This window comes from Streptomyces sp. NPDC087310, from assembly GCF_044744405.1.
Lineage (GTDB): Bacteria > Actinomycetota > Actinomycetes > Streptomycetales > Streptomycetaceae > Streptomyces.
The window spans coordinates 253,005-266,851 of the sequence record NZ_JBIUYF010000007.1 but is presented as its reverse complement, the minus strand read 5'-3'; the positions used below and the strand labels follow the sequence as shown (position 1 = coordinate 266,851).

Annotated in this window: 13 protein-coding genes; 4 read left to right on the top strand and 9 right to left on the bottom strand. The window is 72.1% G+C overall.

Annotated elements, in window-relative coordinates; genetic code table 11:
* The first annotated feature begins 13 nt into the window (after positions 1-13).
* Entirely contained in the window at positions 14-1,162 is a 1,149-nt protein-coding gene (locus ACIO3P_RS27090) for an aromatic ring-hydroxylating dioxygenase subunit alpha (RefSeq protein WP_329825348.1), read from the top strand.
* Between the two features lie 78 nt (positions 1,163-1,240).
* Here the strand turns inward: ACIO3P_RS27090 and ACIO3P_RS27085 are convergent, their stop codons facing one another.
* Both ACIO3P_RS27085 and ACIO3P_RS27080 read right to left on the bottom strand, forming a co-directional pair.
* A complete protein-coding gene (locus ACIO3P_RS27085; RefSeq protein WP_329825347.1) occupies positions 1,241-1,987 on the bottom strand; it encodes a ribonuclease H in 747 nt (248 codons plus the stop codon).
* Positions 1,988-2,043: 56 nt separating this feature from the next.
* A complete protein-coding gene (locus ACIO3P_RS27080; RefSeq protein WP_329825346.1) occupies positions 2,044-2,412 on the bottom strand; it encodes an MmcQ/YjbR family DNA-binding protein in 369 nt (122 codons plus the stop codon).
* Between the two features lie 119 nt (positions 2,413-2,531).
* Between ACIO3P_RS27080 and ACIO3P_RS27075 the strand changes: the two genes are divergently transcribed.
* The 3 genes from ACIO3P_RS27075 to ACIO3P_RS27065 all read left to right on the top strand — a co-directional run bounded on the left by ACIO3P_RS27075 (position 2,532) and on the right by ACIO3P_RS27065 (position 6,257).
* Positions 2,532-3,665 carry a pectinesterase family protein gene (locus tag ACIO3P_RS27075; RefSeq protein WP_329825345.1) on the top strand — a complete coding sequence of 378 codons (1,134 nt, stop codon included), beginning with the start codon at positions 2,532-2,534 and terminating at the stop codon, positions 3,663-3,665.
* Positions 3,666-3,879: 214 nt separating this feature from the next.
* Positions 3,880-5,232 (top strand): M14 family metallopeptidase, encoded by a 1,353-nt coding sequence (locus ACIO3P_RS27070; RefSeq protein WP_329825344.1) that lies wholly within the window; start codon positions 3,880-3,882, stop codon positions 5,230-5,232.
* Positions 5,233-5,432: 200 nt separating this feature from the next.
* Positions 5,433-6,257, top strand: coding sequence for a peptidoglycan-binding protein (locus tag ACIO3P_RS27065; protein WP_401853663.1), 825 nt, complete (start codon positions 5,433-5,435; stop codon positions 6,255-6,257).
* 49 nt (positions 6,258-6,306) lie between these two features.
* On the opposite strand, the gene ACIO3P_RS27060 is transcribed toward ACIO3P_RS27065, so the two are convergent.
* The 7 genes from ACIO3P_RS27060 to ACIO3P_RS27030 all read right to left on the bottom strand — a co-directional run bounded on the left by ACIO3P_RS27060 (position 6,307) and on the right by ACIO3P_RS27030 (position 13,664).
* Positions 6,307-7,005, bottom strand: coding sequence for a hypothetical protein (locus ACIO3P_RS27060; RefSeq protein WP_401853666.1), 699 nt, complete (start codon positions 7,003-7,005; stop codon positions 6,307-6,309).
* 4 nt (positions 7,006-7,009) lie between these two features.
* Complete coding sequence (locus ACIO3P_RS27055) at positions 7,010-7,612, bottom strand: sigma-70 family RNA polymerase sigma factor (RefSeq protein WP_329825341.1); 603 nt, start codon at positions 7,610-7,612, stop codon at positions 7,010-7,012.
* The gene (locus ACIO3P_RS27050) at positions 7,609-7,812 is read right to left on the bottom strand and encodes a hypothetical protein (RefSeq protein WP_401853669.1); all 204 of its coding nucleotides are present in this window, start codon (positions 7,810-7,812) and stop codon (positions 7,609-7,611) included. Before ACIO3P_RS27050 ends, ACIO3P_RS27055 begins: the two co-directional genes overlap by 4 nt.
* Before the next feature lie 369 nt (positions 7,813-8,181).
* Positions 8,182-9,024: a hypothetical protein gene (locus tag ACIO3P_RS27045; RefSeq protein WP_401853670.1), complete on the bottom strand. Its 843-nt coding sequence runs from the start codon at positions 9,022-9,024 to the stop codon at positions 8,182-8,184.
* A complete protein-coding gene (locus ACIO3P_RS27040; protein ID WP_329825338.1) occupies positions 9,024-9,587 on the bottom strand; it encodes a SigE family RNA polymerase sigma factor in 564 nt (187 codons plus the stop codon). Before ACIO3P_RS27040 ends, ACIO3P_RS27045 begins: the two co-directional genes overlap by 1 nt.
* A gap of 314 nt (positions 9,588-9,901) precedes the next feature.
* A complete protein-coding gene (locus tag ACIO3P_RS27035; protein ID WP_401853671.1) occupies positions 9,902-11,485 on the bottom strand; it encodes an arabinogalactan endo-beta-1,4-galactanase in 1,584 nt (527 codons plus the stop codon).
* 157 nt (positions 11,486-11,642) lie between these two features.
* Positions 11,643-13,664 (bottom strand): beta-galactosidase, encoded by a 2,022-nt coding sequence (locus tag ACIO3P_RS27030; protein WP_401853672.1) that lies wholly within the window; start codon positions 13,662-13,664, stop codon positions 11,643-11,645.
* Positions 13,665-13,847 lie beyond the last annotated feature (183 nt).

Below are 13,847 nucleotides of genomic sequence, written 5' to 3'. Positions count from 1 at the left end.
AGGCAGAACCGCCATGACGACCACGCCCCCGTCCGTGGAGAGCGGCACCGCTCCGAGCCTGATCTCCACGCTCCCGGGCCACTACTACACCGACCCCGGGATCTTCGCCCTGGAGCAGGAGAGGATCTTCGAGTCGCTCTGGTTCTGCGCGGTGCGCGGCTCCGATCTCGCCGGTCCCGGCGCGTTCCGGACCGTACGCATCGGCCGCGAGTCGGTGCTCGTCACCCGGAACAGGAAGGGGGAGCTGCGCGCCTTCCTCAATGTGTGCCGGCACCGGGGGGCCCGGCTGTGCACCGAGGAGTCGGGCGAGGTGCGCCGCAACCTCCAGTGTCCGTACCACGCCTGGACCTACGACCTGGACGGGAAGCTGATCGCGGCGCCCAACCTGGTGAGGATGCCGGACGTCGACCGGGTCGCGTACGGACTGCGGCCGGTCCCGCTGCGGGAGTGGCTGGGGTACGTGTGGCTGTGCCTGGCCGAGGAGCCGCCGTCCTTCGAGGACACGGTGATGGGCGCGGCGGTGGAGCGGCTGGGCGACGCCGCGTCCATCGAGCGCTACCGCACCGAGGAGCTGGCGCTCGGCAAGCGCGTCACCTACGACGTGCGGGCCAACTGGAAACTCATCGTCGAGAACTTCATGGAGTGCTACCACTGCGCGACGATCCACCCCGAACTCACCGATATCCTGCCGGAGTTCGCGGAGGGCTTCGCCGCCCAGTACTACGTGGGACACGGGGCGGAGTTCGCGCCGGAGGCGCGGGGCTTCACGGTGGACGGCAGCGCGGGCCCCGGCCGGCTGCCCTCGATCGCCGAGGAACAGGACCGGCGCTACTACGCGATCACCGTGAAGCCGGCCGTCTTCGTCAATCTCGTCCCCGACCATGTGATCCTGCACCGGATGTTCCCGCTCGCCGCGGACCGTACGGTCGTCGAGTGCGACTGGCTGTACGCGCCGGAGGTGGTGGCCCGGGGCGAGGACCTGTCCAAGTCGGTGGAGCTGTTCCACCGGGTCAACGTCCAGGACTTCGACGCCTGCGAGCGCACCCAGCCGGGGATGACCTCCCGGGTCTACCGCGAGGGCGGTGTGCTCGTCCCCTCGGAGCACCACATCGGCGCCTTCCACCACTGGGTGACGGAGCGGCTGGAGGACCGGCCGGGCTGACCGGCCACGGTATGACGCGACCTGGGAGGTACGAGGGGCGGGACGTGGGGTGCGGGGGTACGTGTACGGGGGCGGGGCCTATGTCCCGTCGCCCGGCGCCGCGGCGGATGCGGTGGCGCAGGCCGGGTGGCCCCAGCCGTCGGGGTTCTTGGCGATGGACTCGCCCGCCGCGTAGGAGCGCCCGCAGCGGCAGCGGCCGGGGAACTTCGCGTTGAGGGTCCTGCGTGAGCCGGACTTCGAGGCGCCTTTGGACCCCGTCCTGGACGCCGCTCCGGTACGGGAGGAGCCGGTCCCGCGCGCGCCGCCGGACCGTACGGTGTCGGGCGCGGCCGGGGGATGCGGGGAGCCGTGCTCGGTGCCCGCGGCCCGCTGGGCGAGGGCCGCCTGGCTCGCGGCGCGGTCGGCGAAGTCGTTGAGCCGGTCGCCGTCGACCTGGTGGGCGGGGACGTACCGGAACTCCACGGACCGGCCGCCGAGCAGGGCGTCGATCCGGGCGACCAGTTCCTGGTTGGCGACCGGCTTGCCCGAGGCGGTCTTCCAGCCCTTGCGCTTCCAGCCGGGCAGCCAGGTCGTGACGGCCTTCATCGCGTACTGGGAGTCCATCCGGACCTCCAGAGCGACCTCCGGGTCCGTCGCGGTCAGCAGCCGCTCCAGGGCGGTGAGCTCGGCGACGTTGTTCGTCGCCGTGCCCAGCGGTCCCGCTTCCCAGCGGACGGGGGTCTCCGCACCGTCGGCGATGACCCAGGCCCAGCCGGCGGGCCCGGGGTTTCCTTTCGACGCGCCGTCACACGCGGCGATCACACGTTCAGCCATGCCGCAGATCATGCCAGGACTCCGGGCCGCCGGACGCCGGGCCCCCGGGGCGGGCGGTGGTCCCGGGGTCAGCCGGCCTGTGGACCGGGGGCGGATCCCGGGGCGGGAAAGGATTCCAGGAGGCGCGGCGGGGCGGCCTGCTTCCAGGAGTCCACCAGGATGTCGTACAGCTCGTCGAGATCGTCCAGCGCGCGCAGCCGCACCCGGACCCACGCGGAGCCCGCCTCGTGGGGCGGCACCCAGAACTTCTCCGGCTCGGCGGCGATCAGCTCCACCCGCTCGTACCGGGGGCAGCGGACCGCGAAGGAGGTCTCGTCGTCCGGGACGGTGATGAACATCTTTCCCGCGACCCGGAAGGTCGGCATGGACCAGGCTTCCTTCTCCACCGTCTCCGGCAGGGACAGCGCGATACGGCGAACATCGTCGGAATCAATCACAGGCGTCAGCGTAGACGGGGCCACTGACAGCCGGGCCGCGCGAAACCTCCGTCCGGCGGCAACCATTCCCCGCGCCGCGCCGACTGAGGGGAAACCCCCTCGGACGAAGGACGTCACCGGTGCCCACTCCCCTCACTTCCCCCTCCCCCACCGTGCGCCGCGGGTCACGCCCGTGGCGCCGTACGGCGCTCTTCTGCGCCACGGCCGTGGCCGCCGCCGCTCTCGGGTCCTCCACCCTGGTGGTGACCGCGAGCGCGGCGACCGATCCGGCGCACCGGACGCCGCCCGCCCTCGCGGCGGCCACGACACGTACCGTCGCCGCCGACGGCTCCGCCCAGTACCGCACCGTGCAGGCCGCCGTCGACGCCTCCGCCGCCGGTGACACGGTGTCGATCGCCAAGGGCACGTACCGGGAGGTCATCAATGTCACGACCGGCAAGAAGGGCCTGACGATCAAGGGCGCCACCGGCAACGCCGAGGATGTCGTGATCACCTACGACAACGCCTCGGGGACCAAGAAGCCCGACGGGTCGACGTACGGCACGGCGGGCAGCGCCACCGCGACCTTCTCCGCGAGCGATCTCACCGTCACCGGGGTGACGATCCAGAACACCTGGCTGCGGTCCGAGCACCCGGAGATCACCGACACACAGGCGGTGGCCGTCAACGCGCAGGGCGACCGGCAGATCTTCCGCAACGACCGGTTCATCGCCCACCAGGACACCGTCCTCAACTGGGCGCCGTCCGCGACCGGCCAGTACCGTCAGTACTTCCGCAACTCCTTCATCAGCGGTGACGTCGACTTCATCTTCGGCAACGCGACCGCCGTCTACGACCGGGTCAACATCACCCTGCGCGACCGGGGCGCGGCGGCCGGCGGCAACAACGGCTATCTGTCGGCGCCGAACACCAACGCGGCGAAGAAGTACGGCTTCCTCATCACCGGCTCGACGATCAGCAGCTCGGCCGCGGCCAACACCTTCTCCCTCGGCCGCCCCTGGCACCCCACCGCCGACGCCGTGGGGCAACTGGTGATCCGTGACACCGCGCTGCCGGCCGCGGTGCGGATCGCCGCTCCGTGGACGGACTTCGGCAGCTTCCCGTGGAAGTCGGCGCGCTTCCACGAGTACGCGAACACCGGACCCGGTGCGACGGTCAACGCCAACCGCCCGCAGCTCACGGCGGCGCAGGCCGCCGAGTACACCGCCACCACGTATCTGGCCGGGACGGACGGCTGGAACCCGGTGAACTGACGGGGTGACCTGACGGACGGGCCGGAATCCGGTGGACGACGGGCCGGCACCCGGTGGACCGGCGGTGCGCCCTCCCGGGGTTGCCTCATTCGCGCTCTTGACCGGGTCATGCCATACCTCCAGGATGACCCGCACACGGGCCGAGCCCGTGCGCCCCACCGCTCAAGGAGCCTCGCGGCTCCGCTCCCCCACACCTCCACACCCAGGAGCCCCCATGCGACTGCGCATCCGCGGAAGCGGCGCCGTCCGACGCAGACGGACCGTGACCCTCACCGCCCTCGCGCTCGCCCTCTCCCTCGGCGCCGGCGCCACGGCCAGCGGCGCCGGCGACACCCCGACGGCCGCCGCGGCCAGGGCCACCGCCGCCGAGGACCTCCAGCAGTACGAGATCCGGGCGCACACCACCTCCGCGACGCGTACGGCGCTCGCCGCGACCGGGGTGACCATCGACGAGGCGGACAGCGAGACCGTGGTCGTCTCCGCCCGCGCCGCCGAGCTCCGGAAGCTGCGCGCCCTGGGCTACGACCCCACTCCGCTGGGCGCCGTGCCCGACCGCTCGGCCGACGGGGACGCCGTGCCCTTCGACTTCCCCTCGGCCGACTCGACGTACCACAACTACGCGGAGATGACGAGCGAGATCAGCTCCGTCATCGCGGCGAACCCCGGCCTCGTGAGCCAGCGTGTCATCGGCACCTCGTACCAGGGCCGCAACATCGTCGCCATCAAGATCAGCGACAATGTCGCCACCGACGAGAACGAGCCCGAGGTCCTGTTCACCCACCATCAGCACGCGCGTGAGCACCTCACCGTCGAGATGGCGCTGTACCTGCTGAAGAACCTGACCTCCGGGTACGGCACCGACTCGCGCGTCACCAGCATCCTGAACAGCCGCGAGATCTGGATCGTGCCGGACCTCAACCCGGACGGCGGGGAGTACGACATCGCCACCGGCGCGTACCGGAGCTGGCGCAAGAACCGCCAGCCCAACTCCTCGTCCAGCGCGGTCGGTACGGACCTCAACCGCAACTGGGCCTACCGGTGGGGCTGCTGCGGGGGCTCCTCCGGCACCGCCTCGTCCGAGACCTACCGGGGCGCCGCCGCCGAGTCCGCGCCCGAGGTGAAGGTCGTGGCGGACTTCGTACGGAGCCGGGTCGTCGGAGGCACCCAGCAGATCAAGGCCGCCATCGACTTCCACACCTACAGCGAGCTGGTGCTGTGGCCCTTCGGCTACACCACCGCGGACACCACGACCGGGATGACCGCGGACGACCGCAACGCGTTCGCCACCGTGGGACGGCAGATGGCCGCGAGCAACGGCTACACACCGGAGCAGTCCAGCGATCTGTACATCACGGACGGCTCGATCGACGACTGGCTGTGGGGGACGCACAAGGTCTTCGCGTACACCTTCGAGATGTATCCGTCGTCGAGTTCGGGCGGCGGTTTCTACCCGCCCGACGAGGTGATCACCCGGGAGACGAGCAGGAACCGCGACGCGGTGCTGCAACTCCTGGAGAACGCGGACTGCATGTACCGGTCCATCGGCAAGCAGGCGCAGTACTGCTGACGCACTGACCGGCCGAGAGCGCGCAGGGGCGTCCCCGCCATGGCGGGGGCGCCCCTGTCGCGTACCCCCTGCGGCCGTACGGCACCGGCCATGTGCCCCGCCTCACCCGCCACTTGCCGCCATTCGCACACATGCCCCGTGCGATAGAGGTAGCGTCCCGATCCGAACGGACAGTCAGGCGAGCGGTGAAGGAGGCGGGCATGACGGAGCCATCCGATCACACGCGGCCCGGGCGTCGTACGGTGCTGGAACCGACGCATGTCATGCGCCGCCGGCGGCCCCGCGCCCTCTCCGACTTCACCGAGCTCTTCCGGCCGGAGGAGACCGGGCCCGAGGGCCCCGAGGACGGCCGGGGCGAGGGCTGGGAGCACGTCCCGCTGGGCGCGAAACCGTCCGGCCCGCCGAAGTCGTCCGGGCCGCCGAAGCCGCCGAGTTCACCGAAGCCGCCGGGCGCGTCCCGGGACGCGCGCAGGGGCCGGGCGGCCCCGCACCCCTTCCAGGACACCACGGACACCACGGACACCGAGGAGTTGCCGCCCGTCCCCGGGCGAGCGGGCGAGGGCGTGTGGACCACCGCGACGGGCCGGCCGCGCAGCGCCCGGTTCACCGCCTTCCTCGCCGTGGCCGTCGCCGGGGTGGTGGGCTTCGGGATCGCACTGCTGCTCACCTGGGGCGGTACGCGTGACACGAGCGAGGCCGCCGAACCGCCCCCTTCCCCGACCCCGACCGAGCAGCCCACCACGGGCCCGGCCCCCGGCACCCCGCCCGCCGCCGGCCCCGCCGACCCGGGCGGGACCGCCCCCGTACTCCAGGAGGGCGACAGCGGCCCGGAGGTGAGCGAGTTGCAGGAGCGGCTGCTGCGCATCCCCAACGTGTACGAGGGCGGCGGTGTGAGCGGCACGTACGACACGTCGCTCACCGAGGCCGTCGGCCGGTTCCAGCTCTGGTACGGCATCCGCGGCGACGAGACGGGCGTCTACGGCGACGACACCCGCCGCGACCTGGAATCGCGCACCGGCTCCTGACCGTCGGGGTCCCGGCCCTCGGCGGGACCCCGACGCGCCCGCGCCCGCGTCACACCGCGTCGGCCAACTCCGCTATGTGTTCGGCGAGATGAGGGTCGGGGTGCGGGACGCTGCCGAACTCCTCGTCCCTCTCGATCGTCAGCCGCTGGACGGCCGCCCGCAGCGCGGGGCTCGGCGGGCGCCGCGGGTGGTCCGGCGCGGCCCGGCCGACCGTCAGCCGGCCGGCCGGCGGGAGGGTCCGGCCGGCTTCGAGGTCGGCGGCCTGGTCCGCCCAGTGCGCCGCGTCCCGGCGCTCGCCGCGCGCGAGATGGAGCAGATGGAGGCAGTAGGCGGCCGTGGAGTTGCCGGCGCCCGCCGCGAACTGCCACCAGAACTGGGCCTCTTCGTGCCATCCGGCCAGGTTGAGCAGGCAGGCGAAGTGCAGGGCGCCGTCCGGTTCGATACGGCGGGTGTTGGCGAGCCTGGCGAGCTGTCCGGCGGCGTCGATGCCGTGCAGGGCGCGGGCCGAGAGGGCGTGGAGGTCCGTGCCGGCCTGGTCGTGGACGGTGGGGAAGAACCCGCCGGGGGCGGCCGGCCGGCTCCGGGCGATGCCCGCCCTGCGGGCGACGGCGCCGTCGTACATCAGGGTGTCGGCGACGGTCCTGGCGATCTGCCGCTTGGAGACGGCCAGGTCGTAGTCGGCGAACGCGTCGGGGATCACGGCGTCCGTCAGAACGTCGTCGATGGTGCGCGGGGACTGTGACCGCATGTCTCTACTCCTTCTCCTCGTCGGTGGCCTGGTGCCGGGGCAGGCCCAGCCGCTGCGATATCCGCCGTTTGGCCAGGCGCCGGTGGGAGCGGACGGTGTCGCGCTCGACGCCCATGATCCGGGCGACCCGGCAGGACGGGTAGCCCAGCACGTACAGCAGCACGATCACGTCGTACTGCCGCTCGGGCAGGGAGGCTATGGCGGTGTAGAGGCCGAGGGCGGTCTCCATCACCTCGAACCGGCTCCGCACCGATTCGAGCACATCGCGGGCGGCGCGCTGGAACGCGGCGGTCTCCACCATCTGCGGGTCCAGGCCGGCCAGCCGCAGATGGGTGTCCACCCGTGCCTTCAGCAGCGCCCAGGCGTACGCCTCGGGGCTCGGACTCCGGGTGACGCGCTGCCAGTTGAGCGCGAGGTGTGTGAAGCAGCTCCGCACCACGGCCCTGGCGGCCTCCTTGTCGCCGAGCATCGTGTGGGCGTAGTTGAGGTATGCCTTCACATAGAGGTCGTGGAACGCCTCCAGGGCGGGAGGCAGGCTGTACTGCACCTCGGCCAGGTACTCGCCGCGGTCGTCCCGGTCGTCCGGGGAGGGGAGTTCGGCGTTCACGGCTGGACCTCCTCTTCACGGACCGCGGGCGCGAGGGGCCCGCCCCGGGCCGCGGCGCGGTGGTGGTCCTCCACCAGCGCGGCGGCTCCCACGCGTACCCCGGCGCGCAGCAGGCGCCGTGTCAGGCATCGCAGGTCCGGGGCGAAGACACGCGCGGCGGTGGTGAACACCAGCAGAGCTAAGACGTCGTCGGTCGTCACGGCTTGTCCTTCTTCTTCTGGACAGCACCGTCAACCCCCGCCGGTGCCGGAGGACTTGGGTGTCCTCAAGAGGCAGGATTTCCGACCGGGACGGTCAAACGTGCAACGCGAACCCCAAGAAAAAATACGGAAAGCGACGCTCCCCTTACATCCAGACACACGCGCGCCCCCGCACAACAACACCGCGCTACCGTACGAACACCCTCGGACACCGCTCCGGCCTGCACCGATGCCCACGCGGCGGCAACTCCACCGGACGCCGCCACAGCCCGCCTCCGACGCGGAAGCGGTCGCGATGTGACACAGAACACACAACGTCGAAGCATGACCGGACATCGCGCGCGCCCGTTTGCCGCGCGCCGGGGCCGGTCAGCCGCCGGGGGCGAAGTCGCCCGTCACCTCGGCCGTGTCGCCGGAGGAGGTCGCCCGTACCGTGTAGCGGTCGTCCTCGGCGTTGCGTCCGCCCTCGTCGTGGTTGTACTGGCCCGCGAAGACATGCTCGCCGGCCGGGACGGTCGCGCCGCCCCGCAGCGTCCACCGGTAGACCAGCGCGCCGTCGCGCGGGCGTACGGAGACGGTGAAGTCCTCTTCGGGCAGCGACCGCCAGGAACCGGCGTCCCCGATCCCGCCGGTGGCGGCGATCCGGAGTTCCACGGTGAGCGACGTCAGCGGCCGCTCGGTCCTGAGGGTGATGTTGCTCTGCGCCCAGTAGGCGTTGCTGTGCGGGTCCACCACACCGTCCGACCGCAGAAAGCCGCTCTCCGGGGTCAGGGACGGCGCGGCGGAGCCGGCCGGGGGATCGTCCGGGACGGCGGGCGAGGTGTGCGCGTCCGGCGGGGCCGCGGGGCGCGACGTCCCGGCCGTGGCGTGGTCTCCCGGACTCCGGCTCGGCGACTGCTCCACGGGGGCGTGCGGGGGCGAGGCACCCGGCTCCAGGGACGGGCGCGCCGGTTCCGGGGAGGCCGCCACCGTCTGGTTCGACGCGCCCTGGGTGGAGACGAGCGCGAGCGCCCCGACGCCGAGCGCGCCGGCCGCCGCGGCCGTCACCACGGCCACCCGCAGCCAGCCCGCCGGGCGCAGCGGCTGCGGGGCCCGCCCCGCCGACCTCGGGTCCGCCATGCCGCGCTCCACGCGCGCGAGCATGCGCTCCCGGTCGGGGCGGTGTTCACCCGCCGCCTCCCGCAACCGCGTGGGCAGGTCGTCGTCCACCATCAGCCCCTCCCTCCTTCGGTGCGGTCCGCCGCCACCGTGGCATGCACCCGCTGCGCCGACGCCCCCGGGCCGAGGAGCCGTTGCAGCTCCGCCATACCCCGGGAGGTCTGGCTCTTGACGGTACCCACCGAGATGCCGAGGGCGAGCGCCGTGTCCCGTTCGGAGAGGTCGAGGGCGTGGCGCAGCACCACACAGGCGCGCTTGCGGAAGGGTAACCGGCGCAGCGCCGTCCGTACGTCGAGCACGGCGGGCACGTCGGGGCCGTCGAACCGCTCGCCGCGCTGCGACCAGAACAGCGCGACACGGCGGCGCTCCCGAACGGCGCTGCGGATACGGGACTTGGCCAGGTTCGTGACCACCCCGCGGGCGTACGCGACGGGGTGGTCGGCCGCCCTGACGCGGTCCCAGCGGTTCCAGAGGGCGAGCAGGGCGTCCGAGGCGAGATCGTCGGCAGTGTCGGCCTCACCTGTCAACAGGTAGGCCAGCCGGGAGAGTTCAGCGTAGTGCCGCTCGAAGAACTCGTGGAATTCGGCGGCGGTGGGGTCGTCGACAACAGTGCCCACGATGCCGCTCCTTGTCTGCTTACCGCTCGGTCGCCGGCCGGGTCACGGCGCCGAGATTCGTGAGCGTAGCAGCGGGATCGCCCGAAGGCTCCTCCCGCTGTGCCCGGTTCGGGTCTGCTTTCTCACACACCGTCAGTAATCAGCCATGCCGGTCCGGTTGGCGATGTGTCCGAGCTCGGTCGGCGTCATCTCGGCTCGTCTCGGCTCGTTTCGGTGATCGTCCGCGGTGGCACGGGCGCCCCTGGCGTGTACGCGCGTCTCGCACGTACACGCCAGGGGCGGGCCCGCGCCCTGGACCTACCGGTGCGTGACGGTCACCGGTGCGCGAACCAACTCGCCGCGGGCAGGAGCTTCTTGTCGTACCCGAAGAGCGCCTGGTTCTCCCAGGCGTTGCCCGAGGCCGGGTCCTGCGGGTCCCAGCCGCTGCCCTTCACGGCGGTCCAGGCCGGTTCCCAGTAGACGATGCCCAGTCCGCGTCCGCCCGGGACCGCCTCGACGACGTTCATCACGTCCCGCAGGTTGGCGGCCTGGCCGGCGGGGGTCGCCGGGTAGCCGGGCGCCAGTTGGCCGCTGGTCGCGATGTTGTTCTCCAGGAAGTCGCCGTTGGCGAGGGTGCTGGCGTACGCCGTCTCGGCGACGAGCACCGGCTTGCCGTAGCGGGCGGACACATCGTCCAGATTGGCCTGGAGCCCGGAGAGCGGGCCGTGCCAGTACCCGTAGTACGACAGGGCGATCACGTCGAAGGGCACCTGCCGGGCCACCGCCTGGTCGAACCACCAGCGGGTGCCTCCGTTGTCGCCGCCCTTGGCGAGATGCAGCGCGATCTGGGTGGAGGAGGAGACGGCTTTCGCGGCCTGGGCGCCGGAGGTCAGCAGACCGGCGAGCTGGGTCCAGTTGTCGGTGGAGCCCTCGGGCCAGAGCATGCCGCCGTTGATCTCGTTGCCGATCTGGACCATGTCGGCGGTGGTGCCCTGCGCCTTGAGGGCGTTCAGCACGTCGTAGGTGTGGTTGTAGACGTCCGTACGGAGCTGGCTGTACGAGTGCGAGGCCCAGGCGGCGGGCTTGTTCTGCTGGCCCGGGTCGGCCCAGCGGTCGGAGTAGTGGAAGTCGATCAGCACCTTCATGCCCTCGGCCTTGGCCCGCTTGGCCATCGCGAGGACACGTGCCTTGTTGTTGTAGCCGTCGGCCGGGTTCACCCACACCTTGAGCCGTACGTAGTTCATGCCCGCGCCGCGCAGCAAACCCAGCGCGTTGCCGCTCTGTCCGGCGGCGCCGCTGTAGGTGGCGCCGAACGCCTCGTTCTTCGGGAGGGTGGAGAGGTCGCCGCCCTTGATGCTCAGGCCGGTGGCGCCCGGCGCGAACGTCAGGTCGTCGAAGTTGGCCCACTCCCCCGCGTGCGCGTCGGAGTTGAGGCTGACGGTGCAGTTGCCACCGCTCACCCGGACCGAGGTCACGACGCGGATCCAGGCGCCGTCGGCGGTGGTCGGCAGATCCGTGCGCTGCTCGGCGCCGCCGCAGTTGCGCAGGGCGATGTACGTGGAGTTCTGGCCGCCGCTGGAGCGGACGCGGGCGCTGAGTGTGTACGTACCGTCGGCCAGGCCGGTCAGGTACTGGTAGGTCTCGACCTTGTACGCGGAGGCCGACCAGTGGGTGAGGCGGCGGTTGCCACCGGAGCCGCCGTTCTCGGTGAACGAGGCGGCGTTCTGTCCGGCGGCCGAGTAGGTGGACCAGCCGGTGGGGGTGGCGGTCCCGGTGGCGTCGGACTCGAAGCCGGGGTTGGTGAGGGTCGTGGCGGCCTGGGCCTGCTGCGCGGGCAGCGCGGTCAGGAGCAGCGCGCCGAGTGCGGCGGTGGCGGTGGCTCCGAGTCGGGTGCGCCAGGCGCGGTGTGCGAGGTGCATCGTCGATGTCCCTTCGACCGATGGACGGACAGGCGGGTGTGTCCCGGTGGTGCTCGGCGGTGCGTGTGCGGCTCTGTGGTGCGGATGGTGCTCGGTGGTGCGGGTGCGGGTGCGGCTCGGTGGTACGGGTGCGGCGGCCGGAGCCGGGCGGTGGCGCTCAGGCGTCGAGCTTCACGACCCGTACGGATCCGGCCGGCAGGGCGAGCCCGCCCGAGGCGCGCTCCCCGGTGAGGAGTTCGGTGCCCGCGCCGGGCAGCGGCACCTTGGCGTCCGTACCGGTGTGGTTGACGGCGAACAGGTACTCCCCGCTCTCCCCTGACCGGCGTACGACCTCGACGTCGTGCGGCAGTTCGGAGCGCGGCGCGATCCCGGCGTCGTCGGCGGCGGCGCCGATGACCGTGTCGAGCGCGCCGGGGGCGAGCCGCGTGGAGATGTACCAGGCGGTGCCGCGGCCGAGGCGGTGGCGGGTGACGGCCGGGTGGCCCGCGGCGAGTCCGTCGGCGTAGGTCCAGACCGTCTCGGCGCCGCGCGGGACGACGAACTCGCTCCACACGTCGGCGGTCAGCTCCGAGCCGTCGGCCGCGGTGATCCGTACGCGCTCGCCCTCGCCGAGCGGGGAGAACTCCTCGACGGTCAGGCCGAGGACGTCGCGCAGCACGCCGGGGTAGGCGCCGGGGTGGACGGCGTCGTGCTCGTCGACGATCCCGGAGAAGTACGAGACGACGAGGGTGCCGCCGTTCTCGACATAGGCGCGGAGGTTGCGGCCCGTCTCCTCGGAGGCGAGGTAGAGGGCGGGCACCACGACGAGCGGGTAGCGGGAGAGGTCGGCCTCGGGGTGGGCGAAGTCCACGGTGAGGTGGCGGTCGTAGAGCGTCTCGTAGAAGGAGTCGGCGCGCTCGCGGGCGTCGTGGTCCTCGCTCGGCCGCCATTCGAGGCGCTGCGCCCACCAGGACTGCCAGTCCCACACGACGGCGGCGTCGGCGACGGTCCGGGTGGAGCGTACGGTGGCGAGGCTGTCCAGGTGGGCGCCGAGGCCGACGACCTCGCGCCAGACGCGGCTGTCGGTGCCGGCGTGCGGCACCATCGAGGAGTGGAACTTCTCGGCGCCGCGCCGGGACTGGCGCCACTGGAAGAACAGCGCGCCCTCCGAGCCGCGTGCCACGTGGGCCAGGCTGTTGCGGGCCATCTGGCCGGGGGCCTTCGCGGGGTTGCGGGGCTGCCAGTTGACGCCGCTGGTGGAGTGTTCGAGCAGCAGCCAGGGGGCGCCGCCGGCCACGGACCGGGTGAGGTCGGCGGCCATGGCGAGGTTCACATGGGTGCGGCGGCCGTCGGTGATGAGGTAGTGGTCGTTGGTGACGAGGTCGACCTCGCGGCCCCAGGCCCAGTAGTCGACGGAGTCGCACTGGCTGAGGGCGGTCATGAAGTTGGTGGTGACGGGGATACCGGGGGCGAGCCGGTGCAGCAGGTCGCGCTCCCGTACGAAGTTCTCGCGCATGGTCGCGTCGGCGAAGCGCGCGTAGTCGAGGCGGTGGGCGGGGTTGCACACGGTGGGGGTGGCCCTGGGCGGCTGGATCTCGTCGAAGGCGCCGTAGCGCTGGCCCCAGAAGGCGGTGCCCCAGGCGTCGTTGACCGCGTCGAGGTCCTGGTAGGTGGCGCGCAGCCAGGCGCGGAAGTGGACGGCGCAGTGGTCGCAGTAGCAGGCGCTGACGGGGACGCCGTACTCGTTGTGCACGTGCCAGAGCGCCAGCGCGGGGTGGGAGCCGTAGCGCAGGGCGAGCTGTTCGGTGATGGCGGCGGCGGCCTCGCGGTACGCCGGCGAGCTGTGGCAGATCGCGCCGCGTGAGCCGAACGCGTACCGCACGCCTTCGCGGCTGACCGGGAGGGCGTCGGGGTGGTCGCGGTAGAACCAGGCGGGCGGGGCGACGGTCGGGGTGCCGAGGTCCACCCGTACGCCGTTCTCGTGGAGCAGGTCGACGACCCGGTCCAGCCAGCCGAAGTCGTACCGGCCCGGCTCCGGTTCGAGCAGGGCCCACGAGAAGATACCGATCGACACCAGGTTGACGCCGGCCTCGCGCATGAGGCGGACGTCCTCCTGCCAGACGGCCTCCGGCCACTGCTCGGGGTTGTAGTCCCCGCCGAACGCGAGCCCCGACAGGCCCTCGGGTGCGGTGTGCGGCATGGATTGCCTCCTGTGGTGCGGGTACGGCCGGCGAGCGGACGGGCCATGATGTGCGTCGGGTGTGGGAACGTGCACACATCGCGACGGTCCAGTAGATCCAACATAACCGCACAGGAACAACCATTGACAAGTGTCCGGGACGTTTCTCTACTGTGAACGCTCACAGAGCAGGGCCGGTCCACC